Raw genomic sequence first — 22,292 nt, forward strand, 5'->3', positions numbered from 1 at the left:
CCCTCCCGCCTAAGACCCCCGATAAAATCTACAGCATACTATTATGCGCGCATCGTCACGGCTATGGACGCCTCATGCATGTCCAGCCCTACGCTTCACCGCAAATACGGGTGTTTTACCTATGGGGCAATCGCGGAGATTAACCGATGTACCCAGCTTCGATATGCTTCATGACCTCGGGAATCCCGGCTTTGGTCATATCCTTATCGATCTCGGCGATCACTTTCGCGCGCACATGGTTGCTCAGCGACTTGCGCAGATCACCCAGCATTGCAGGTGGAGCAACGACGATGAGCCGATCAAAGCCTCTCGCTTTCAAACTAGCGCTGAGCATATCAGCGATCTCAGTCGCAAATCTGGTGACCATTTTGCGGCTGGCATCCTGTTTCGGCTCCACCGCATGTCGCCCCGGCCCGAAGCGATCATGCACGCGTGTGGGGCGTTCGCGTGTCAATTCTCGACTGGGCGAACGTTCTTCTTCAAAATTATAAGGTTCTGAAATTGTTGTGTCGGCGCATGCCCCAAACCCTTCGACGACACGCGAAATGATGCGCGCTCTAGCGCCGTCAGCAACAAGGATCCACGTCGTACGCCGCATGGGACTGCCTCGCAATTAGGCCGGGACTTGAGCTTAAGGTATCTCTTTGGAAGGCAAGCGTGTTGATTTACCTCAATTAAGGATAATCGCCTCCTGCTTTAACGGCCCCACTTTGAGAAAGGAACTTACCTTTCAGCCCCCTCAAAAATGCTTTTCAGAAATCCCCGAACGCCACCGGGCTGACGCGCTGCCTCCCCAGTGCGGTCGACGCCAATCAAGAGTGAGGCGACGATCACATCAGGCTCTTCCTTGATAGCCAATACCGTACCGCCGCCTTCTCTCTGTCCGCCTTTGAAGATGCCATCTGTGCCGGATCGAAATAGTACGGACCTTCAACCGCTTGGGGTAGCAGCGTGCAGGCTCCGGGCGGTTGCGCGCTAGGGCCTGTGGAACCGGTTGGCCCAGTCGCCTCCTCAGCGGAGGCCGTCACGGCTAGCATCCCCGATGCCTGCTGCCCCAACCGTCAACCCTCCGATAACCTGGCGGCGGAAAGCCGACTATCCATTCCTTACTCTCCTTTTGCGGGTCGCACGCCTTGTTAGGTCGGCTTCGAATAGGCATTTGAGTAAAACGTGGTGACTTTGGATATTTATCGCCAGCGCATGCCTGCACCGGCACGGAGGACAAACCATGCTACGCCCAGCGCTGCTGGTTACCGCTTTCGCACTCGTGATGCTTAACATCTCGCCGCCTATTGCGCGTTCGCAGGATTTCACCGGGCTCGATGTCACCTCGGAATCCTTTACCAAGGCAGACATGTCGCGGGACGACGTCATCCAATCCCTTGCCGAGCTTCCGGCTGGCGCTGAGCTTGATCTCACGGGAAAGAGTTTGAACGGTCTCGACCTGTCGGGGCTCGATCTCAGACGGATCAAACTACAAGCTGCGCGCATCAATAAGACGAACTTCAAAGATTCCAATCTCGACGGCGTCACTCTGGATCAAGCCTGGGCTCTCAAGTCTGACTTCTCGGGTGCGTCATTGAAGGGTGCCAGTCTGTTCGCAACTCAACTCTGGGATGCCCGTCTTGATGGTGCGGACTTGAGCAATGCGCGCGTCGCCGCAGATTTCACAAATGCGAGTTTGAAAGACGCCCAATTTGATGGAGCCAACCTATCGGCAGACGAGACAAACCAATCGATGGGTTTGATGCGGGGCGTCCTTAAAAGCGCGAATCTCGATGGAGCGTCATTTCGGAAAGCCAATTTGGCCCGGGTTATGATGGAATTTGCCTCTTTGCGAGATGCGGATCTTACAGACGCAAACCTGAAAAACAGCGAGCTCGCGGCAGCCGACTTCACTGGCGCCAATGTTGCCGGCGCCAACTTTGAAGGCGCCGACCTCAACTCAGCTCATATCGGCGAAATGAAAAATACGGCCAAAGCCAAGAACCTCGACAAAGCCAAAAATCTCGATAAGGCATTTCGGCACTAGGCGCGCAGTTCCTAGATAGGGCAAAAACTTCAGAACCGTCGGCGGGTCTTCGGCGGGCCCAGGTGTTCAGTGAGATAATCGAGGACAATCTTCTCATCTTCAGGCGGAAGCTTGGGCATCCCCTGCTTTTCGTTCATCCATACGAGCAAATCCTCCCAGCGATGACGGGGAAGCTTCTGCTGCGAAACCAGACCGAGAGAATGGCAAGCCCCGCAATAGGCCGCGACTTCCTCTCGCCCCTCACCTTCCGGCAGGCCCTGGTACTCATCTTCCTCTTGTTGCTGAGCGCCAACGGTGGGCGCTCCCGCAAACACCACACAAATCCCAATAACCAAGGCGGAGAGCCACCTTGGTGCCAAAGCAATGATGCTCATGATGTTTTTCAACCGCATTTTTAATTTGAAATAGTGCGAGGAGCCCTTCGCGCTGGCTCCTCGCCGCCGGAGCGTCAGCTAACGGTAACCGCCACGCGATGCATGGCGTTGTTAAGATAGCCCTTGGGGTTCCAGACGATCATGTGCGGCTGGCTCACGCCCTGGTCGTTCGTCGCGCGGGCCCAGATTTCGTAGTAGCCGGCTTGTGGCAACGTTATCTTTGTCCGCCAGTTCTGCCATGCGAACGGATTGACGGGCTTATCGAGTTCCGCCTTCTGCCATGTCTGACCAAAGTCATAGGAGACCGCAACTTCGACAACCTCGTGTGCGCCGCTCCATGCGTGTCCCCGCACGTCGATCTCTCGACTTGAGGGCGAACTGCGGGTCATCGGCGAGGTGATCAGTGACTTAACGGGCATTTCCCCGATGATCACGTAATCCTTGTCCTCGACCTTTTCACCAGGCTCGACCGGTCGGTTTGGAACGCGGTAGGAGCTACCGGTCATCTTCGCACCGTCGTGGACTTTGTCGCGCACCCAAACGCGCGTCAGCCACTTCTGCGAGCACGATCCCGGATAACCAGAGGCCACCAACCGGACGGGAGCGCCATTATCGATGTGCAATGCCCCGCCATTCTGCTCGAAAGCGATAAGCGTATTTGGGTCCATCGCCTTTTCAATCGGCAGTCCCCGCGACAAGGTTTTCTTTTTCTCGTCGCCCGAAAGATGCGTATCGGCGCCCTCGTGTCCGGTGTAGATCGCGCTCTTTTTAACGCCTGCAGCTTTCAGTACGTCGGCAAGCCTGACGCCTGTCCATTTTGAGCACCCAACCGCGCCATAGGTCCACTGCCCGCCGCTCACGGGAGGATCGAAGAAACTTCGGCCGTTCCCGGCGCATTCGATGACCATGGCCTGTTCGACAACGTCGAAGTCTTTCTTCAGGTCAGCAATGGACAGCTTGAGGGGCTTTTCCACCTCACCGTCGATCGTGATCGTCCAGTTCGCGGGATCGGTGTTTTCCGGCGGGTTGCCATTGTTACGGATGAAGTGCCGTGCCGTTGGCGTGATGGCATCGTCGAGCAGGTGCGGCGGCGTCTCTGCGTTCAAGGGTTTGTCATTGACGAGCTGGAGCCCGTCTTTGCCCTCAACCTTTGCGACATCGGCTAGGGCTACTGGAATGAAGCCGCTCGGCATATTGCGATGGAAGGGAATGGATGCCCCGAGCATGGCTCCCATGGACGCCAACCCCGCCCCCTTCAAAAAGCCGCGACGGTCCGCGCCCGTACGGCGGCCAAACACGAGCTCGTCAGCCATTTCTGCGTCCCGTTCGAATAGCTCGAACAGCCCGCGTTCCACGGTCTTCTTTCCCATACGTTTCCTCCCTATTGTTCTCGTCAGACGACGGCTTATTGAGAGAAGACGTTTCAGGGGTCGCGTTTATTCCATGCGCCTTGGAAAAAATTTATGGTGCGTGGGAGAGGGCCGTTCAAGCTTGGCACGGGCGGCTTGCGGCTCGGGCTTGTGCGAGCCGCTGGCGCGTTTTCGCATCAAAGGGCCGTTGGCTACGGATCGCACTTTCGATGACGGTCGCGAGTTCCCGGAAGCGTCGCGGCGCCATTCCCTGAGCCATAAGAAGGAAGCTGTTGCCGCCACTCGTCCAAACCCGCGCGTGCAGTGGTGGGGCAAATGCGTTGGCCGTAATCTCTACTCCCTGTGGAATCTTGAACAAACTCAGGCGGCAACCGCGCGTACCCTCGTAACCAAGCCGATCAAGTATCCTGCCGTCGTACACAAAGCTCTCACGACCCGCGAATGCGAGTTGAGCAGCCGTCAGGTCCAGCATCTCAGGCTGTGACCCAGCATAATCCACGCGCGCTAGCCCCCCTGCCGGCGCCGAGCGATCGAAGGTCCAGTCACGATGGTGCGTTTCGAACAGGGCTGTCAATGGCGTTCCCGGCTTCGGATCGAAGTGGCCGGATAGTACGACAGCCAAGATCAACACAGCAGCCAAAGACGCTGCCGCAGCCATCGCTGGCAGGGCAAATGGCCAACGTTTCGGCTTTTCCGGCATCCGCAGCGTAACGGTCGGTGCCAAGTCCGCGATCGCGGCTTTCATCTCGCGCAGGGAGGCGATTTGTGCGGCTATAGCCCGATCCCGCGCCGCTGCGCGCGCAACGTCAGCAGCTTCCGCCGGCGTTAGTTCACCGTCGACGTAAGCACTCAGCGTTTCGATACCGATACGCTGGCTTGTCATTAACTGCTGCCCTTTCTGCCTGCCCTTTGCACGGGTAGAAACTCGATCGTCGTTTCCGCTCTGGTTTTCGCCATTGCTTTGTATAGGGCTGCACGCGCTCGGGAAATGCGGCTCATGATCGTACCTACCGGAACCTGAAGTAGATCCGCCGCTTCGGCATAAGTCAGACCTGATATATCGATGGCACCGATAATCTCCCGGTGCGCGACTGGCAATTCGCCAAAGGCCATACGGACCGCCAATACATTGACTTGCTGGGTTTCGGACCCGAAATCCCACATACCGATGTCTTCCTCGCCAAGGTCCGCGGCCCACTCGATATCGCGCTGACGGCGATGCCGGTCGGTAAAGGCGTTGCGGAGAATGCGAAAAAGCCATGCCCTATACGCGGGCTCGTCGCAGGGAACTTCCCTGGCCGCCAGAGCTTTGACTACAGCCTCATGTAAAAGCTCGCGCGCAATGTCAGCGTCGTGCGTGAGGCTGAACGCGTAACCGTATAAGCGACGCAAATAGGGCTCGATCCGCTGCCGCTTGCCTTTCACGACTGCCCTCTGCCCACTGGAATTATCCGTTTCCTACCTCGATGCATCTTAGGCAAAGCAATGGTTTTCTCGCAAGCGGCCCCGACAAAAGGAGGATAATTGCACGGTGCACACTGGCTTGAGCCACCCGCAGCTTGACCCAGATCAACGCGATTTTTCAAACCGCGGAGAGATGATACGATCTCAGTGACCTCGACCTCGGCCGTGGTCGTGCGAAAACGCTAGTTCGGAGTACGCAAAATGAAAGTCAAAGACGTCATGCACTCCGGTGCCCAATGGGTTGGCCCGGATACGCCGTTGTCAGAAATCGCCAAACGCATGAAGGATCTGGACGTTGGGTCCATTCCCGTCGGAGAAAACGATAGACTTATCGGTATGGTAACTGATCGCGATATCGCATGCCGTGCTGTTGCCGATGGCAAGGACTGTTCCCGGCTGACGGCCCGAGACGTGATGAGCGAAGGCATATTTTATTGCCGCGATACGGAAGATCTCGAAGATGCGTTGCGTATCATGGAGCAAAAGCAGGTTCGCCGTTTGCCGGTCATCAACGACGAGAAGCGGATGGTAGGCATCTTGAGCGTGGGAGATATCTCACATGCCGCGTCACATGAGCTGACCGGCGAAGCGATGACCGCCTTATCGGCACATCACGCCTGAACAGACAGAAGAACTAAATTTGGAGACGAGTCGTTCTTGCCGATATGGCGGGAATGAAGGAGGTCGTGAAAATATCGGGGGGCCGAACTCCGCTTACGCTTTCGGAGTATCAGCCATGACGCTACCCGCAACGGTCTCACATACCGTGCAGCAGACCCAAGAGTGGCTTAAAGAGCTGCGCGATAACGCCGACCTTGATGACGAGGCGGCCGCGTTGAGTGTCTTACGTGCGGTCTTGCATCAACTGCGTGACCGTCTGACCCTCGAAGAAGCCATCGAATTTGGCGCGCAATTACCAACACTCCTCCGTGGGATTTATTACGAGGGATGGCGTCCCTCGCGCACGCCGGAACGAATTCGCTCAAAGCAGAAATTTCTCGATGAAGTTTTGATGAAGCTTTTGCCGCGTCCCGTTCCGCCGGAACAAGCGGTCCGTGACGTCTTCGCGCTAATTGCCCATCACTGCGATCCAGGAGAAGTTTCGCAGGTAATTGGCCAACTGCCGGCTGACATAAAGCAACTATGGCCTGAGACAGCGCGTACATATCAGCAACGCATCTAGAACTCCCGCCGCACAGGAGGTGCATATGAGCGATCAACGCCATGCGCCAAGTCAAGATAAGCAGAGTAAGACACTGGATTTCTCGGCCCGCCGGCGAGCGATGGTTCACAATCAGATCGCGGCACGCGGCGTTGAGTCAGAGCACGTGCTCAAAGCGATGGAGCGTGTCCCACGCGAGCAATTCCTCCCTGAGCATATGCAGGAGTTCGCTTATGACGACACGCCGCTTCCCATTGAGGAAGGCCAGACGATTTCGCAGCCCTACATCGTTGCGTTTATGACGGAAGCGTTGAACCTCGAAGGTGGTGAGAAGGTTCTCGAAATCGGGACGGGGTCAGGATATGCCGCCGCTGTACTCTCGGAAATCGCCAGCGATGTCTACACGGTCGAGCGGCTTAGTGAACTCGCGGTGACAGCAGCTGCAAAGCTTTCTGACCTCGGATATCGCAACGTTCACGTACTTCATGCGGACGGGACGCGGGGCTGGCCCGAGCACGCTCCCTACGACGCGATCATCGTTGCAGCTGGCGGCCCGGAGGTCCCAGCTTCCCTGAAGCGCCAACTCAAAATCGGCGGCCGGCTTGTGATCCCCATAGGGACCGATCCCCGCGCTCAGGAACTCGTACGTGTCACCCGCGTGGGTGACGATGCCTTTGAGAGCGAAGACATTGCTGACGTACGGTTTGTTCCGCTCGTGGGGGAAGAAGGCTGGGCTTCGGGGAGGCCGCAATCCTCTCCGCGTCAACGCACTCGTAGATCCGCCGACCCCGACGATTCTGCTATCAGCACCGTACGCGAATTTTCGGAACCGTTTGACAGCATGGAAGATGCTGATCTTGATGCATTGATCGCGCGGATTGGCGATGCTCGCGTTGTGCTTCTCGGTGAAGCGACGCATGGCACGTCCGAATTTTACAGAATGCGAGAGCGTCTCTCTCAGGAACTCATCTTAAAGAAGGGCTTTCGCTTCATCGCGATTGAAGGTGACTGGCCGGATGCTGCGCGAGTGGATCACTATGTCCGTCACTTTGAATATCCGGCTTCGGAATGGACGGCTTTCGCCCGCTTTCCCACGTGGATGTGGCGGAACCGAGAGGTGCAATCGTTCGTCGACTGGCTACGCGATTACAACGAAGCAAAGCAACCAGAGCAACGCGTCGCGTTTCATGGCCTTGATCTTTACAGTCTGTATACGTCAATCCGATCCGTTCTTGCCTATCTCGACGACGTCGACCCTGAAGCGGCGGAGACAGCACGCGAACGCTACGGCTGCTTAACGCCGTGGCAAAGCGATCCCGCCACCTATGGTCGGGCCGCACTCACGGGTCGGTTTCGGAGTTGCGAAGACCCGGTGGCGCGTATGCTTTCGAGCTTGCTGGAACGGCGACACGCCTATGCGTTACGCGATGGAGATCGCTATTTCGATGCGGTGCAGAACGCCAAGCTCGTCGCCAATGCAGAACGCTATTATCGGATCATGTATTACGGCTCGCGCGCGTCATGGAATTTGCGCGATCGCCACATGTTCGAAACGCTGACGTCTCTTCTCGAATTTTATGGCGCGAACTCGAAGACGATCGTCTGGGCTCACAATTCTCACGTCGGAGACGCGCTCGCGACAGAGATGGCGCTGCGCGGCGAACATAACCTTGGACAACTTTGCCGTGCCGAATTCGGACGGGGTGTCTACACCATCGGGTTTGGAACTGACCATGGCCAGGTCGCCGCAGCATCGAACTGGGACGGGCCGATGGAGATCAAGACAGTTCGGCCCGCCGTCAGCAATAGCTATGAGCGACTGTTTCACAAGGCCTCCCAAGCTGGCAACAGCTCACGTTTCCTTTTGAACGTTGCTCAGAACGGAAAATCGGACCTTTACAACGTCCTCGGAACGCCGCGGCTCGAGCGTGCGATCGGCGTCATCTACAGTCCAGAAACGGAACTCGCCAGCCACTATTTTCAAGCCGTTCTGCCAAAGCAGTTCGACGACTACTTCTGGTTTGACGAGACGTCGGCGATCACTCCGTTAGATACGAAAGAACTGGAGGGCCTCCCTGACACTTACCCCTTCGGGGTCTAGTGTCACTCTAGTTGCATATCTCCCTAAAGCTCCGCGAATCACGGTCAAACTCAACTGTGTTGGATTGCCTGCTTTTGTTGCGGTGCCGTCGTGATGTGTTGTGGTCACACCCGCTTCTAAAACATGCATTCCATACATTCCAAATCCGGTTTCCATTATTGACCAATTTGCGTTCAACGGTTTTCAGTATTACCCGTTAAGTCTTGGAAAAATAAGTAAAATCGGGATTATTTCCCACCATTTTTGGGAATTTTTCCCTTTCGGTCGACCCGCATCAGAGTTGCTGACCGTATCTCGATATCCGGTGGCACGTGTGGTGAGAAAGAGCGTCTCGTGCTCCAGTCCTAGGGGGGGCTAATGATTTTTAATATTTTGAGGCATTGCGCATTCAGTACGGGAATAGCTTTGCTGTTGTGGCCAACCTTGGCTCTAGCCCAAGGCACCGAGCAACAGCCAGCGACAACAGATACACCCGCCACCACTCAGAACGGTCAGGCGCCCGTAAGTGGCGAGCCAACCGGTGCTGACTTGCCAGCGGTCGAGGTCATTCAGGATCAACCCAAGGCCAAAGCGGCGAAGGCGGCTCCGAAACAGAAGCAGAAAGCGACACCTGTAGCTCAACCTGTGGTTTCACCCGAGCCGCTTCCGCCAGAGGCCGTTTCGTCTCCTAGCGCACCCGTTTCTACAGCAGCTGGACGCGCCAACGGTGACCTTGTCCCCATGTCCCCGTCGGGAGGAGAGATTCCGGTTGGGAAATACCCGGGTGGCGTCAGCACGGTTTCGTCTACGATGATCTTGGACAACGGCCGTGTTGAGACGCAGGATGCCCTGCAAAAACATGTGCCTGGTGTCATTCTTATGGATGCCGGCGGCTCGACGTTCCGTACCCAGCTCGATTATCGCGGCTTTGGGGCGGGCTCCATCACCGGTTTCCCCCAGGGCGTCGCTGTCTATCAAAATGGTGTGCGCATCAATGAAGTCTTCGGGGATGTCGTCAATTGGGATCTCATTCCGTCAAATGCCATTAGCGATATAACGATCCTCAGCGGCAACCCGGTTTACGGACTCAATGCTATCGGTGGCGGTGCGTCAATTCTTATGAAGGACGGCTTTAGCTTCCAGGGTGTCGAAATCGACGTCATGGGCGGTTCCTTTGGACGCAAGCAAATATCGACTCAGGTCGGTATGCAGAGCGGTCCGGCAGCAATCTACTTTGCTGGCCAGAAAATCATGGATGATGGCTATCGCGATTTTTCCGATGCTGACCTTGAGCGCATGTATACGGATTTGGGTTTCCGCGGCTCTGCCGTTGAGATGCACTTTAATCTCACCTGGGCAGGCAGCTCGGCAGGTGTCGTTGCGGCGTCTCCAGAAGAGCTCCTGAATCTTGGGTGGGAGCGTACCTTCACCTCCCCGCAAACGACTGACCTTGAACTGCTGATGCCGTCGATCAACGCGTCGGTGAAGGCAACGGACACGCTAACCTTCTCCGGTCTCGCCTACTACCGTCGCTACAGGTCCAACCTCATCGACGGCAACGTTCTGGAAGGTGAAGAATGCGGTGAAGTTCTCGCCGAAAACCCGGGCGCGACGACGGAAGCCGACTTCAACGCCGATAACGTTTGTTCGGAGGAACTTGAAAACAACGAAATTCAACAGCTTCGTGACCTCGACGGTAATCCGATAGACGGCGACGCTGCTGGTGGTGAACCCTTCGGCGTTATCGACCGGATCAACCAAAAGGCAGAAAGCTGGGGCGGTTCCGTCCAGGCTGTTGAGAAGTCAGATCTGTTTGGCTTCAAAAATCAGTTTTTGTTCGGTGCGAGTTATGATCGCGGCTCGGTTCGGTACGGCACCTCATCGGAGATCGGTACCATTGGCCCGCGTTTCGTTGTGGACGGGTCAGGTATCATCCTCGGCGGACCTGATGACTTTATCGGTCGCGATGTCGATGTTCAGACTGAATATGTCGGTGTCTACTTTACGAACACGCTCGACCTTACCGACCAGCTGGCTGTGACCGTCGGCGGCCGTTACAATTACGCTGCCATAGACATGGTCGACCTCACCGGTGAGTTCGATGGAATTACGCGAGATCACAGTTTCGAGCGTTTCAACCCAAGCGTCGGCGCGACCTACGAATTCATGCCCGGCATTTCACTCTACGCCGGCTATTCGGAAGCAAACCGTGCGCCCACTCCCGCCGAATTGGCCTGCGCAAACCCGGAAAATCCGTGCCCAATCGAGAGCTTCCTGACGGACGATCCTCCGCTGGAACAAGTGGTCTCGGACACGTGGGAAGCTGGTCTGCGGGGACGGATGAAGTCCTTTGACGGCTCGCAGCGCTTCGACTGGGGTGTTGGATTGTTCCGCACTCAGAACACGGACGACATTCTGTTTGTTTCGGCCGCACAGACGGGTCGCGGCTACTTCTTCAACGCAGGCGACACGCTTCGTCAGGGTGTTGAGGCTGGCATGCGCTATTCCAACAGTGTCTGGTCTCTTTATGCAGGCTACAGCTATGTAAGTGCTACATTTGAGACTGCGAATGAGTTCCAGTCACCCGCGCATCCCTTGGGCACACCATGCGTCGGCGATCCTGATACTTCCTGCATCAATGTCTCTCCCGGTGACAATATTCCGGGGATCCCTGCCCATCGCATCAAGGCGGGCTTCGATTACTGGGTGACGGATCGCTGGAAGGTTGGTGCTGACCTTGTTGCTGCTTCAGGACAGTACCACCTCGGCGACGAGGCTAATCTTCTGCAGCAAGTTGGCGGATACACGCGCGTCGACGTGTCGACGTCATATCAGCTGACTGACAACGTTCAGATTTACGGCTTCGTAAATAACATCTTCGACCAACGGTACGGACTGTTTGGTACGTTGTTTGAGGCAGATGAGGCCCCGACGGATCCCGTGGGCCCCGGCTTTGAGTTCACTAACCCCCGGTCGATCGTACCGGCGCCACCGGTTGCGGCGTATGGCGGTGTGAAGGTCACGTTCTGACAATTTTACAGGGGAGGGAGACAGTGTCTCCCTCTGCCTCATAACCGACGAATATTCGTCGTGCTTCGATCTCCTCGGCATGTCGTTCTGTCTGGCGTGACGACGATTTCGTTCCACTGCTGGACTCGTGTTTGCGAGCAGAAACGGCATTATCTCTTTCTTCGATCCAACGCTTTCGTTGAGCGCTTTTTGCCTCGTCAGCCCGGCGGCTGAACCATCGGCGCATTTCCTTTGACCTGTGCGTTCTGATCGCGACTCGCAACAGTTCCGCAGCGCTGGTGACGAGCTTCTTGAGCGCATTCTTGGTGCCCCCTCTCACCTCCGTCTCCCCCTCCCACACGCAGATCACTGGAGACACCATAACATTAAACTTATTGCCCTTGACTCCAAAAGTTAGCTTAACCTAATTTCCTATTCATCACCTAACTGAATGGGACATTCCGAATGCGCATCAATTTTGTTTGCCTTCTCGTCGGCGCAGGCCTGCTCGTGTTGCCCGTAGGCGGTTCTTTAGAGGCTGTGGCTGGCGACAGCACAAAGCGGCGGTATTCGTTTTTTGCTCCAACACCAGATCACCTGATGCGGGACATGTCGACGGACCGGCCTGATGCAACAGAGAGCCCTTTCACTATCGATGCCGGGCACGCACAGGTTGAGACCAACATCTTTGGGTTTTCGCGATCCACGCGTGACAGTGATGGCTTCAGGACCGACACTTATGAGATCGGCACGACGAACATCCGCATTGGTGTCACGAGTTTTGCCGAGCTGAACCTTGTCTGGCAGCCCTACGGAGTGGTGCAGACGAGCTCACTTCTGTCGGGGCCTGCATCCAGGAGCTCGGGCATCGGCAGCGTCGACATACGCGGCAAGATCAATCTTTGGGGTAATGACTTGTTCGGCGACTTGGGCACGAGCGCGTTTGCTCTACTCCCGTTCGTCACTCTGCCTACAGACCGTAGTAACGATGTCAGTGCGGCAGGGTTTTCGGCAGGTCTTATCGTGCCTTTCGCACTACAGCTGTCGGACAAGATCGGCTTCGGGCTCAACGCCGGATTTGTCTCTACGAAGTCGGAGGAAACATCGAGCTACCGCACTGAATATCTGGTGTCAGCAGCCGTGTCATACGAATGGACTGACCGTTTGGGAAGCTATTATGAAGTGGGCGTGGCATTCGAGACGGATGATCCGCGCAGCGATGCCGTCTTTCTTGGAACGGGGCTCACCTATGCCGTCAACAGCAATACACAACTCGATATTGGCCTCAACGTAGGTGTCTCGCCTGCCGCCGACAGGATCAACCCGTTCATCGGTATCTCCCGCCGTTTCTAAAAAATCGCTTTGCGCGGATTATCGAAGGGCGTCGACGTCCTGAGAGGACCGGCCCGGCGCCGCGGGACGTCCGGATTGCATGCCGGCGGCGCGCAACATGAAAAATTCTGCCATGTTTTCCCAGGTCACGTACCCCAGAAGCCGCTTGTCGGCATCTACTATTCCGACAGCTGGGGCAGCCTTTTCCTGGAGAAGTTTAACGACGGCTTCGAGGGGCGCATTGATGGGCCGCTCAGGAACGTCGCGCTTCATGACGTTGAGAACCGGCGTCTTCCCGCCGCTGGCTGCCAGCGCCTCTATGATTGATTGACGCGTCAACAGTCCCCGCAGTCGCCGTGCGCCATCCACCACCGGAAATTCCTGCTGCGTGGTCTTCAGCAGAAGATCTGCAGCGTGGTCGATGTCCGAGTTTGGCTCTAGGCTCTCGAATTCCGTGATCATGACATCTCCCGCATGGCGTCCACGCACGAAGTCGCGCATGTTGGCGCTATATGCTTCAGCGCCCGCCGCCAGGAAGATGAAGATTGCTATAAGCACCAGAAACGGATTGCCCAACAATCCGAGGAAACCGAATACGATCGCGAGAGCTTGCCCAACCCTGGCCGCCACACGGGTCGCCGCCTGGTAGCTCATGGCGAACCCCAACAAAGCTCGCAGAACGCGCCCGCCGTCCATCGGGAAGGCTGGAATAAGATTGAAGATCGCCAAGGCTAAATTAACCGTGACAAGTCGGCTCGCGAGATCCGCTCCAAATTGCGAGGAAATCTGCGGAACGGTCAGATCCACTTTTGCGCCAAAGAGAAGCATCAGAACGCCGGCTATCGCAACGTTAACGGCCGGTCCTGCGAGTGCGACGACGACTTCCTGACCCGGTTTTTCGGGCATACGGTCAAGCGCGGCGAGACCGCCGATGGGAAGCAGTGTGATATCTCGGGTTTTTATTCCGTAATGGCGCGCGGCTACGACATGGCCAAATTCGTGGAGCACGACGCAGGCAAACAGCAACGTTACGAAGACAATGCCATCCAAAGCGGCGACTGGGCCGGCCTGAAGCCAAAAGACTGTTCCCAACCACACAAGCAGCAAGAGAAACGTAAAATGCACCCGAACGCTTGTGCCGCCCACTTCAAACAGCTTGAATGACCACGCCATGGACTGCCTCATTTTCAACGATGCCGCTACGGTGCACCGGCGGCTGTAGCCACATTTGCCGCCACAATCGACATAGTATTTTTACCGGGTTCTCATTGCATCTTAGCAGACAGCCCCAAATCATTATAAACAAGCCATAGATTTTGTTTCTTTCGGTCGCATAACAACCCTGAAAGGACCCATTAATATAAACAAAATGTATGAATTTTGGGTCGATCATACCGAGTGTGGCGCGTTAAACTGGATTATGCAGAAGGTCCTTAGGATGGCCGCGGAATCCTGCAGGAGGGAGTCCTTAGTTACATGGGATTGGATATGAACAAATCCAAGTTGCTTTTCGTTACCGCCGTGCTGGCGCTGGCGGCGCCCGGGTCAGCTTCAGCAGCATCGCTAGATGGCACATGGAGCGGCGGCGGCTTCGTCAAACCCAGTTCTGGAGATAGCGAGAAGGTTCGCTGTCGCGTTAGCTACGATCGACAGACGGACAAAGTTTTCGGCGTGACGGCGACTTGCGCAACTCCTTCCAACAAGATTCATCAAACCGGCACGGTCTTGAAAGTGTCCGAAGATCGCTATGTCGGCGATTTTTATAATGGTCAGTTCGACATCTCCGGCCGCGTTCGGGTGGTCGTGCATGGATCTCGCCAGACCGTGACCTTTTCATCGCCAAAAGGAACCGGGAAGATGGAGTTGCGGCGCCGTTAGAATGGACAGGCTGAGATGATGTCCCCATCTGCATAAAAACGTTGAATTGCGGTCACTGCTCACCTGCCACGATGGTCTGTGCTTCGCTGACGAGCCTTCGCCGTGGCTGACCGCCCATTTTGACCCAAAGCAGATATCGCGACGAGAGAGCTCTCAAAAACTGGAACCCGTTTGTTACCGAACACAGTTCACGATAGATCTGGAAGAACGGGCTCAGAACATGTATGAAGAAGATTAAATTGCCCTAAGAATAGTCATTAATTTCTTGGATGGTGGGGTTTGTCTTCGGGGGATAACTGCAAGGAGTTTCCCATGACGACGAATTTGGTCTCCACTATCACCCAAGTCCTCAACTCTGATGTCGTGGCGCGCATCGCCTCAAGCCTTGGCTTAGACAAGGCAAAGGTCGGAAGAGCGATCCAGGCAGGTGTCCCTGGTCTGCTGGCTGCGCTCACTTCGCTCGTCTCCAAACCGGCAGGTGCCTCAGCATTGCTCAAGACGGTCTCCCAGCAAGATCCTAGTGTGCTTTCGAGCTTAGCCAGCACGCTCGGTGCCTCCGGGAAATCGGCTTTTATTGATCGCGGTGCGAACACCCTGTCATCGCTTCTTGGTAGTACGACGATGTCGGCGCTTACCAACTCGATCGGCCGATATGCCGGTGTCGGCGCAGAATCTTCAAAGAGTCTTATGGGATTGCTTGGGCCTGTCGTGTTGGGCGTTCTGGGACAACAGCAGCGCACACAAGGGCTAGACGCTGCGGCGCTCGGAGGCCTTCTTGCGTCGCAGAAGGACAATATCTCCCGCGCCCTTCCAGCTGGCTTCGCCGAACACCTCAAGGATACTGGTATTCTCGATGGCATCGGCGGCGTTAAAGCGTCAAGCTTCAAACCCGCCTACGCTAAGCCACAACCAACTTCGTCGAATCTCGGGTGGGTGTTGCCTGCGCTCGGTATTCTAGCCGTGGGCGCCCTTGCTTGGTATCTGCTTCGGAACCCGACCAAAGAAGTCGCAACCCTCCCACCGGCCAAAATAGAGTCCCGGACTACAGCTCCCAATCGCGTAACCTTTACTGTCACAGCAGATGAGGCGAAGAACTGGATTGCGAAACCGGTATACAGCAGCGACAACAGGAAGATCGGGGAGATTGTTGAGATCAATCGTGACCCCAACAACAACGTCACTGAAGTGTTCATGGACACGGGTAGTTTCCTAGGCATTGGCGCCACGCGCTACAGGATCACCTCAGACCAAATTCAAGAGGTCAAGCCCGATGCCCTTATGCTGACGATCAAGGAGTCGGAGGTTACGAAGGAGCTCCAAGGGACCAAGAACCAACCGCAATAGGGTATGGTTCACCCCCTCTGCAGGTGAGCAAAGTGGCCCTAGCCGTCGCAGTTCGCTGCGTTTCAGAATAGCGAAATTCAAGTTACTAAGACGGCTGCTGCCACCGTTGCAGGCACCATAACGGTGCTTGATGTGGGGGAACGATGGGCGGCGCCAGCCCATGATTTTGCAGAGCGGGCGCTCTCCACTCAGCCCGCGCTGCTCCCAGTTCATGGCTGGAGGCGGTCGCGCATCAATTCGTCCAATGGTCAAGCTCTCCGAACAAGCTCAATATGAGCGCGCTTACGAAATTACATGGGGAGCGACCGTGGGCCCTCACTGGACCCCCGGCCGGGTGCTGATTTGCAGAAATCTGTGCGTCCGCCGGAGCCGACGTTTGCCGAGCTCTTTACGCCGAAACTGATCACGGTGCTTCGCGAGGGCTATCACCTCGCGGATTTGCGCAATGATGCTATAGCTGGATTGACCGTCGCCATCGTCGCATTGCCGCTGTCGATGGCAATTGCGATTGCCTGCGGGCTAGATCCGGCTAAGGGGCTGTATACCGCTATCATCGGCGGTTTCATCATATCTGTCTTCGGTGGAAGCCGTTTTCAGATTGGCGGGCCCGCCGGCGCGTTCATTGTCCTTATTGCCACTATTGTCGAGCGGCACGGCTACGACGGGTTGGTGCTCGCCACGTTGATGGCCGGCCTCCTGATGATGGCGATCGGGTTCCTGCGCCTGGGAACCTACATCAAGTATATTCCGTATCCTGTCACGATCGGCTTCACGGCAGGCATCGCCGTGATCATCCTTTCGAGCCAGCTCAAAGAGTTTCTTGGGCTGGCCGTTGAGAAGGAACCTGCCGCTCTTATTCCCAAACTCGAAGTTCTCGTTGGAGCGCTGCCAACGTGGAATTCGGCTGCCGCTGCCGTCGCCGTTTTATCCATCGCGTTGATCTGGTTTGTTCGAAGAGTGCGGCCAACGTGGCCGGCATTCCTGATCGCGGTCGTGGCTGGTTCTGTACTGGCCTACGTATTCCAGCTTGATATCGCCACGATTGGTACACGGTTCGGTGGGGTACCCTCCACGCTGCCCCAACCCGCGTTGCCCGCCTTTAGTTTTGAAAAGGTGCGCGCCGTCCTTCCTGACGCCATCGCAATTGCTTTGCTCGGCGCTATCGAGTCGCTTCTGTCCGCTGTCGTTGCCGACGGGATGACTGGGCGCCGCCATAGATCGAATTGCGAACTCGTGGCGCAAGGCGGGGCAAATATGGCATCGGTTGTCTTTAGCGGCATGCCCGCAACGGGGACGATTGCGCGTACGGCGACGAATGTGAGGTCTGGAGCCAAGGGCCCGCTCGCCGGGGTGTTCCACTCCGTCTATCTTCTTCTATTCATGGCCGTGGCCGCCCCATTGGCGTCATACATACCCCTCGCGACCTTGAGCGCGGTGCTCGTGGTCGTCGCCTGGAACATGGCCGAGCGAGAGGAGTTCATTGCCCTCATCAAATCCTCGACGGGGGATCGCCTGATCCTTCTTGCCACCTTCCTGTTGACGGTCTTTGAAGACCTCACCATGGCAATAGGTGTCGGCGTTGTCCTAGGAGCCTTCCAGTTCCTGCATCGCATGGCCGAGTCCACTCGGGTCGACAGCGAAATCCCCTTGGTCCCCGAGGATGTCGCCGACGATGTGGGATCCACCCGCACCTCTTACGAACCATCACAGATGGGACGCGACGTGATCGTCTATCGGGTTCGCGGAGCGCTGTTCTTCGGAGCAACAACCGCCGTCAGCAGCGTTCTCGACCGTATCGGATCGACGCCGAAGCTGTTCGTGCTCGATCTTACGGAGGTGCCGCTGGTGGACAGTACGGCAGCGAACGCACTTAAACGCTTTGCCAGCAAACTCCAGGCTGCGGGCGCCACGGTTTATCTGACAGGAGCTTCAAAAAGCGTGCGGCGTTCGCTCTTGCGCGACGGCTTGCGCCGGCCGTTGGTGCGGTACGCAAAGGATGTGGAGACAGCGTTGGCTTATACGCAAACAGAAAATGTGGAGTTGGGCTGACCGCTTCTCGCAATCTGGCGGGAACGAACTATGTCTCAAGACGTTGATTGCTGCCGCATAGCTCGGTTGGTCGTCGGCACGCGTTCCCGAGATCACCAAGCGTCATCGAGAGGCCCGCTGTTGCGTATCCCCATTCTCCTGTCAATATGTGCCACCATCGTTATGGGAACCGGCAACGCTCAAGCCGACGATGAGCCGGAGCTCATCTTCAAAAAGACAACCGTCTGGAAGTTCCTGTCGCCGGACCATAAGCTCGCGACGTATGCGATCGACGACCCAGATGTTCAGGGCGTGACATGCTATTTCACGGTGCCGGAAAAGGGTGGATGGACCGGATGGCTCGGCGTCGCCGAACAACTATCGGATGCCTCCCTTTCCTGCCGTCAGGTGGGCCCTGTCACATTCACCCGGCAACTGGAGCAAGGAGCCGAAGCGTTCCGCCAGCGGCGCTCCCTCTTCTTCAAAAAGATGCGCCTCGTTAGAGGCTGCGACGCGCGAAGAAACGTGTTGGTTTACGTAATTTATACGGACAAATTGATCGAGGGCAGCCCGAAGAACTCCACGTCCTCGGTGCCAATCATGCCCTGGGGCACGTCACAGCCGACGCGTTGCGCCGACTGGATCAAGGACTAAAATCGTCGGGAAGTGCACGACACGCATGAGGACACGGAACCAGTCCTGAAAAGCCGCGTTTCAGGTTAATACAGACCGTTTGTAACGCGTAGGGTTTGAAATGGTTGCGGTCCGCACATTTTGGAAAGGGCACATGCGCCTTGCGCTGGTGACCATCCCCATCAGGCTGGTCAGCGCGATATCGTCCGAAGAAAAGATATCATTCCATCAAGTGGACCGCAAAACGAAGCAGCGGATCCGATACAAAAAGGTAGCCGGAGAGGGTGGGCGCGAAGTCCCCTCACAGGACATCTCCTACGGTTATGAAGTCGAGCCCGGCAACTATGTGTTGTTTGACAACGACGAGCTTGACGCGCTGAAGCTTTCCTCGCGCCATACGATCGAGTTGACGGAGTTCGTGGACGCGTTCTCGATCAATCCGCTCTATTTCGACCGGCCTTATTATATCCTTCCGGACGGCGAGGTGGCGGAAGAGGGTTATTGCGTAATTCGCGACGCGCTTCAGAGCGCAAAAAAATGCGGAATTGGGCAGATCGCCATGCGCGGCAAGGAAAACCTTATCGCTCTCATGCCGGCCGGAAACGGGCTCATGCTCGAGACCCTTCGTTATGACAGCGATGTGCGCGACGCGGATGACATCTTTTCCGGACTCGGAACGCAGAAATTTCGGCCTGGCCTGATTGATATGGCGAAGCAGCTCATTGAAGAGCGGTCGACCGAGTTTGATCCCAGCGCCTACAAAGATCATTACGCCGAAACGGTTCGAGAGTTCGTCAAAGAAAAGCTCGCTGGCGGCGAAACGGTTGCGGTCAGTAGTGGCGAAGAAGCGGCCACCGGTGCGGGTACCGTCATCGACTTCATGGAGGCACTCAAGCGCTCGGTCGAGAAGGCTCCTGCCAAAAAGGGCGGTCGGTCAGAGCCGAAACGCGCGGCGGCAGCCTCGACAAAGCGCGATCCCGTAAAGCGATCCAAAGCACCTGAGAAATCAGCTGGCCGAGGCTCTTCCGGCTCAAAGGGCCGATCCGCAACGACGAAGAAAAAAGCGTGACCTCCCGCACCAAAACCCAAGCCCTGCGGCTCAATACGTATGCGGCCAAGCGCGACTTTAAAAGAACACCGGAGCCGCCTCCGACCCGGGGAACTGCACGAAACAAGTCCCAGTCTCATATCTTCGTTGTCCAGCACCACATCGCCCGCCGCGATCATTTCGATCTGCGCCTCGAGATCGATGGAACGCTCAAAAGCTGGGCGGTCACGCGGGGGCCGAGCGCACTCCCTGGAACACGCCGCCTTGCCGTACGGACGGAAGATCATCCTCTGGATTATGCGAGCTTTGAGGGCGTTATCCCGGAAAAATCCTATGGTGCGGGCACCGTCATGCTGTGGGATCACGGCACTTGGTCAGGTGCTTCCGACAAAGAAATGCTACACAACCTCACGCAAGGTCATCTCAAATTCACCCTGCACGGTGCACGCATCCGCGGACGGTGGGCACTCGTGCGCATGGGGCACGAAGGACAGCGCGAAAACTGGCTGCTCGTCAAAGACCGGGACGCTTATGCGGAAGATGACGACAGCCTTGCCGCGCGCTATTCAACCAGCGTTGTTTCGGGACGGTCGATGGACGAAATCGCGGAGGGGCGAGCCTCCTACCGTCAGGCTTCTTCGAGCAGGAAAACGACATCCCTTCTCAAGTTTATCCCGCCGATGTTGTGCACGTTGGCCGACAAGGTGCCCGAGGGTCGCGACTGGCTCTACGAGATGAAATACGACGGCTACCGTACGGAACTCATCACAGGAAACGGCGCGGCGCGACTGTTCACTCGCAACGGCCATGACTGGACAGATCGATTTCCCGACATCGCCGAAGCAGCCGCGACGATTCCTCCTGCAATCCTGGATGGGGAAGTCGTCGTATTCGACGCGCATGGGCTCTCTGATTTCGGCGCGCTTGCCGCCGCGCTTGGCTCTGGGCCTAAAGCTCCGATGACCTTTATCGCCTTCGACGTTCTGCGAACAGGCAAGCGTGACGTGAGGGGCCAATCTCTGAGTAAACGCAAAGCGCATTTGGACACGCTACTGGCCACCTTCGGAAAGCCGGAACTCATTCGGATCGCACCCACCTTGCAAGGAAGCGGCCCCAAGCTTCTGGAAAGGATCGCGAAATCGGGAGGCGAAGGCATCATCGCGAAACGCGCGGGATCGACCTACCGCTCTGGGCGCTCGAAGTCATGGCTTAAGATCAAAGCAATTGCTCGAGAGGATGCGGTCGTCATTGGCTTCACGCCGTCGAGCGCCGGCCGGCCCTTCGCTTCGCTTGCTGTCGCGCAGTCTGATGGCGACAGGCTGCGTTATTGGGGGCGCGTTGGCACCGGGTTTAGCGCGCGGACGGATAATGAGTTGGGCGCGAAGCTTTCCAGACTCGTACGCCCATCACCGCCAGAGGGCTTGGAAGGTTTGGATCTTGTTCCTAAAAAGGTGCGTTGGGTTGCCCCGGAACTCAGGATCGCTGTTCAGCATCGCGGAAAGACGGTCAACGGATTGTTGCGAGCTGCGCGTTATGTTGGCTTGCGCGAAGATCTTTCCAGCGGCAAATCCCATCGATCTAGCTTGCGAGGGTCGCCCGTGCCAAGTCCGTCACGCCAAACGGTTAGCAGGGATACCAAGGTGCCCTTGACGCATGGCTCTCGCGTCATATTCCCAAAGGTGGGCCTGACCAAACGTGACCTCGCCGACTACTATGCCGAGGCTGCGGATCTCATCCTCCCGCATCTGGAAAACCGACCCATCAGCGTTGTACGCGCGCCGGACGGTATCGATGGTGAAACTTTCTTCCAACGCCATCCCATGAAGGCCATGAAAGCCGGGATCATCAGAGTTCCGGACCCCGCTAAATCACATCCCGACTATATGGCCCTCGACGGCAGTCCCGGTCTTGCGACCGTCGTGCAATTTGGTGGCATCGAACTTCACGGATGGGGGGCGAGGCTTCCCGACCTTAATGCCCCCGACCGCATGGTCTTCGACCTCGATCCGGATGGTGAGGTCTCCTTTGCTACAGTGCGGGACAGCGCCTTTCTCGTGAAGGAGGTGTTGTCCAGCGCCGGGCTCAAGAGCTTTGCAATGGCCACCGGCGGCAAAGGCGTTCACGTCGTCGTCCCGCTCAATCGCACACAGACTTGGGACGATATATCCGGGTTCGCCTCTGGCTTAGCGCGGCGGCTTGCTAAGCTCGAGCCGGGTTCGTTTGTCGCCACGGCGAGCAAGTCGCGACGCAAGGGCCGCATCTTTATCGATTGGCTGCGTAACAAAGCGATGGCGACGGCAATTGTGCCTTATTCGGTTCGAGCGCGAGATGTGGCGTCAATCGCTTGTCCGATTTCATGGTCAGCGCTGAAGGACCTGGAGAGCGCCAAACCGTACACTGTTAAGACTATCCGCCTTTCAGGCCGTCAGCCGTGGGCTGGATATTTCAATGTGGATCAGGCGATTGCGCCGCGCGCGCTGGAAATGATGACGTCTTGATCCTTTGTGAAGATATAGGCTCCAATACAGTTCATCGGGT

Annotated in this window: 18 protein-coding genes; 12 read left to right on the plus strand and 6 right to left on the minus strand. The window is 56.7% G+C overall.

The genetic code is table 11. The features are described 5' to 3' along the window. Positions 1-139 precede the first annotated feature (139 nt). Entirely contained in the window at positions 140-598 is a 459-nt protein-coding gene (locus K5845_RS10265) for a host attachment protein (protein WP_287958932.1), read from the minus strand. Between the two features lie 630 nt (positions 599-1,228). On the opposite strand from K5845_RS10265, the gene K5845_RS10270 reads away from it, so the two are divergent. Then, on the plus strand, positions 1,229-2,032 hold the full coding sequence (locus K5845_RS10270) for a pentapeptide repeat-containing protein (protein WP_287958933.1): 804 nt from the start codon (positions 1,229-1,231) through the stop codon (positions 2,030-2,032). Positions 2,033-2,061: 29 nt separating this feature from the next. Here K5845_RS10270 and K5845_RS10275 read toward each other — a convergent pair whose 3' ends face one another. The 4 genes from K5845_RS10275 to K5845_RS10290 form a co-directional block, all read right to left on the minus strand. Next, entirely contained in the window at positions 2,062-2,406 is a 345-nt protein-coding gene (locus K5845_RS10275; RefSeq protein ID WP_287958934.1) for a c-type cytochrome, read from the minus strand. A 74-nt stretch (positions 2,407-2,480) separates the two neighbouring features. Continuing rightward, complete coding sequence (locus tag K5845_RS10280; protein ID WP_046479187.1) at positions 2,481-3,776, minus strand: sulfite oxidase; 1,296 nt, start codon at positions 3,774-3,776, stop codon at positions 2,481-2,483. A 115-nt stretch (positions 3,777-3,891) separates the two neighbouring features. Next, positions 3,892-4,659, minus strand: coding sequence for a hypothetical protein (locus K5845_RS10285; protein WP_090228771.1), 768 nt, complete (start codon positions 4,657-4,659; stop codon positions 3,892-3,894). After that, positions 4,659-5,201 carry an RNA polymerase sigma factor gene (locus K5845_RS10290; RefSeq protein ID WP_046479189.1) on the minus strand — a complete coding sequence of 181 codons (543 nt, stop codon included), beginning with the start codon at positions 5,199-5,201 and terminating at the stop codon, positions 4,659-4,661. Before K5845_RS10290 ends, K5845_RS10285 begins: the two co-directional genes overlap by 1 nt. A 240-nt stretch (positions 5,202-5,441) precedes the next feature. Between K5845_RS10290 and K5845_RS10295 the strand changes: the two genes are divergently transcribed. The 5 genes from K5845_RS10295 (at position 5,442) to K5845_RS10315 (ending at position 12,844) form a co-directional block, all read left to right on the plus strand. Further along, a complete protein-coding gene (locus K5845_RS10295; protein ID WP_046479190.1) occupies positions 5,442-5,861 on the plus strand; it encodes a CBS domain-containing protein in 420 nt (139 codons plus the stop codon). A gap of 115 nt (positions 5,862-5,976) precedes the next feature. Beyond that, on the plus strand, positions 5,977-6,423 hold the full coding sequence (locus tag K5845_RS10300; RefSeq protein ID WP_046479191.1) for a DUF2267 domain-containing protein: 447 nt from the start codon (positions 5,977-5,979) through the stop codon (positions 6,421-6,423). Positions 6,424-6,448: 25 nt separating this feature from the next. Continuing rightward, on the plus strand, positions 6,449-8,503 hold the full coding sequence (locus K5845_RS10305; protein WP_287958935.1) for a protein-L-isoaspartate(D-aspartate) O-methyltransferase: 2,055 nt from the start codon (positions 6,449-6,451) through the stop codon (positions 8,501-8,503). 357 nt (positions 8,504-8,860) lie between these two features. Continuing rightward, positions 8,861-11,512 (plus strand): TonB-dependent receptor, encoded by a 2,652-nt coding sequence (locus K5845_RS10310; RefSeq protein WP_287958936.1) that lies wholly within the window; start codon positions 8,861-8,863, stop codon positions 11,510-11,512. Positions 11,513-11,956: 444 nt separating this feature from the next. Further along, positions 11,957-12,844, plus strand: a complete 888-nt coding sequence (locus K5845_RS10315) for a transporter (protein ID WP_287958937.1) — start codon at positions 11,957-11,959, stop codon at positions 12,842-12,844. Between the two features lie 18 nt (positions 12,845-12,862). Here K5845_RS10315 and K5845_RS10320 read toward each other — a convergent pair whose 3' ends face one another. Beyond that, a complete protein-coding gene (locus K5845_RS10320; RefSeq protein WP_046479195.1) occupies positions 12,863-13,996 on the minus strand; it encodes a site-2 protease family protein in 1,134 nt (377 codons plus the stop codon). A gap of 315 nt (positions 13,997-14,311) precedes the next feature. On the opposite strand from K5845_RS10320, the gene K5845_RS10325 reads away from it, so the two are divergent. From K5845_RS10325 to ligD, 6 genes are all read left to right on the plus strand, one after another. Beyond that, positions 14,312-14,701 (plus strand): hypothetical protein, encoded by a 390-nt coding sequence (locus K5845_RS10325; RefSeq protein ID WP_139165331.1) that lies wholly within the window; start codon positions 14,312-14,314, stop codon positions 14,699-14,701. A 312-nt stretch (positions 14,702-15,013) separates the two neighbouring features. Next, positions 15,014-16,045: a DUF937 domain-containing protein gene (locus K5845_RS10330; RefSeq protein WP_287958938.1), complete on the plus strand. Its 1,032-nt coding sequence runs from the start codon at positions 15,014-15,016 to the stop codon at positions 16,043-16,045. Positions 16,046-16,339: 294 nt separating this feature from the next. Continuing rightward, positions 16,340-18,094 carry a SulP family inorganic anion transporter gene (locus tag K5845_RS10335; protein ID WP_287958939.1) on the plus strand — a complete coding sequence of 585 codons (1,755 nt, stop codon included), beginning with the start codon at positions 16,340-16,342 and terminating at the stop codon, positions 18,092-18,094. 162 nt (positions 18,095-18,256) lie between these two features. Continuing rightward, entirely contained in the window at positions 18,257-18,727 is a 471-nt protein-coding gene (locus K5845_RS10340) for a CreA family protein (RefSeq protein ID WP_090229385.1), read from the plus strand. Between the two features lie 100 nt (positions 18,728-18,827). Beyond that, positions 18,828-19,775: a non-homologous end joining protein Ku gene (gene ku, locus K5845_RS10345; RefSeq protein ID WP_046479198.1), complete on the plus strand. Its 948-nt coding sequence runs from the start codon at positions 18,828-18,830 to the stop codon at positions 19,773-19,775. Then, complete coding sequence (gene ligD, locus K5845_RS10350; protein WP_287958940.1) at positions 19,772-22,252, plus strand: DNA ligase D; 2,481 nt, start codon at positions 19,772-19,774, stop codon at positions 22,250-22,252. The genes ku and ligD overlap by 4 nt, the downstream gene beginning before the upstream one ends. Positions 22,253-22,292 lie beyond the last annotated feature (40 nt).

It is taken from the genome of Filomicrobium sp., from assembly GCF_025698805.1.
Taxonomy (GTDB): Bacteria; Pseudomonadota; Alphaproteobacteria; order Rhizobiales; family Hyphomicrobiaceae; genus Filomicrobium; species Filomicrobium insigne.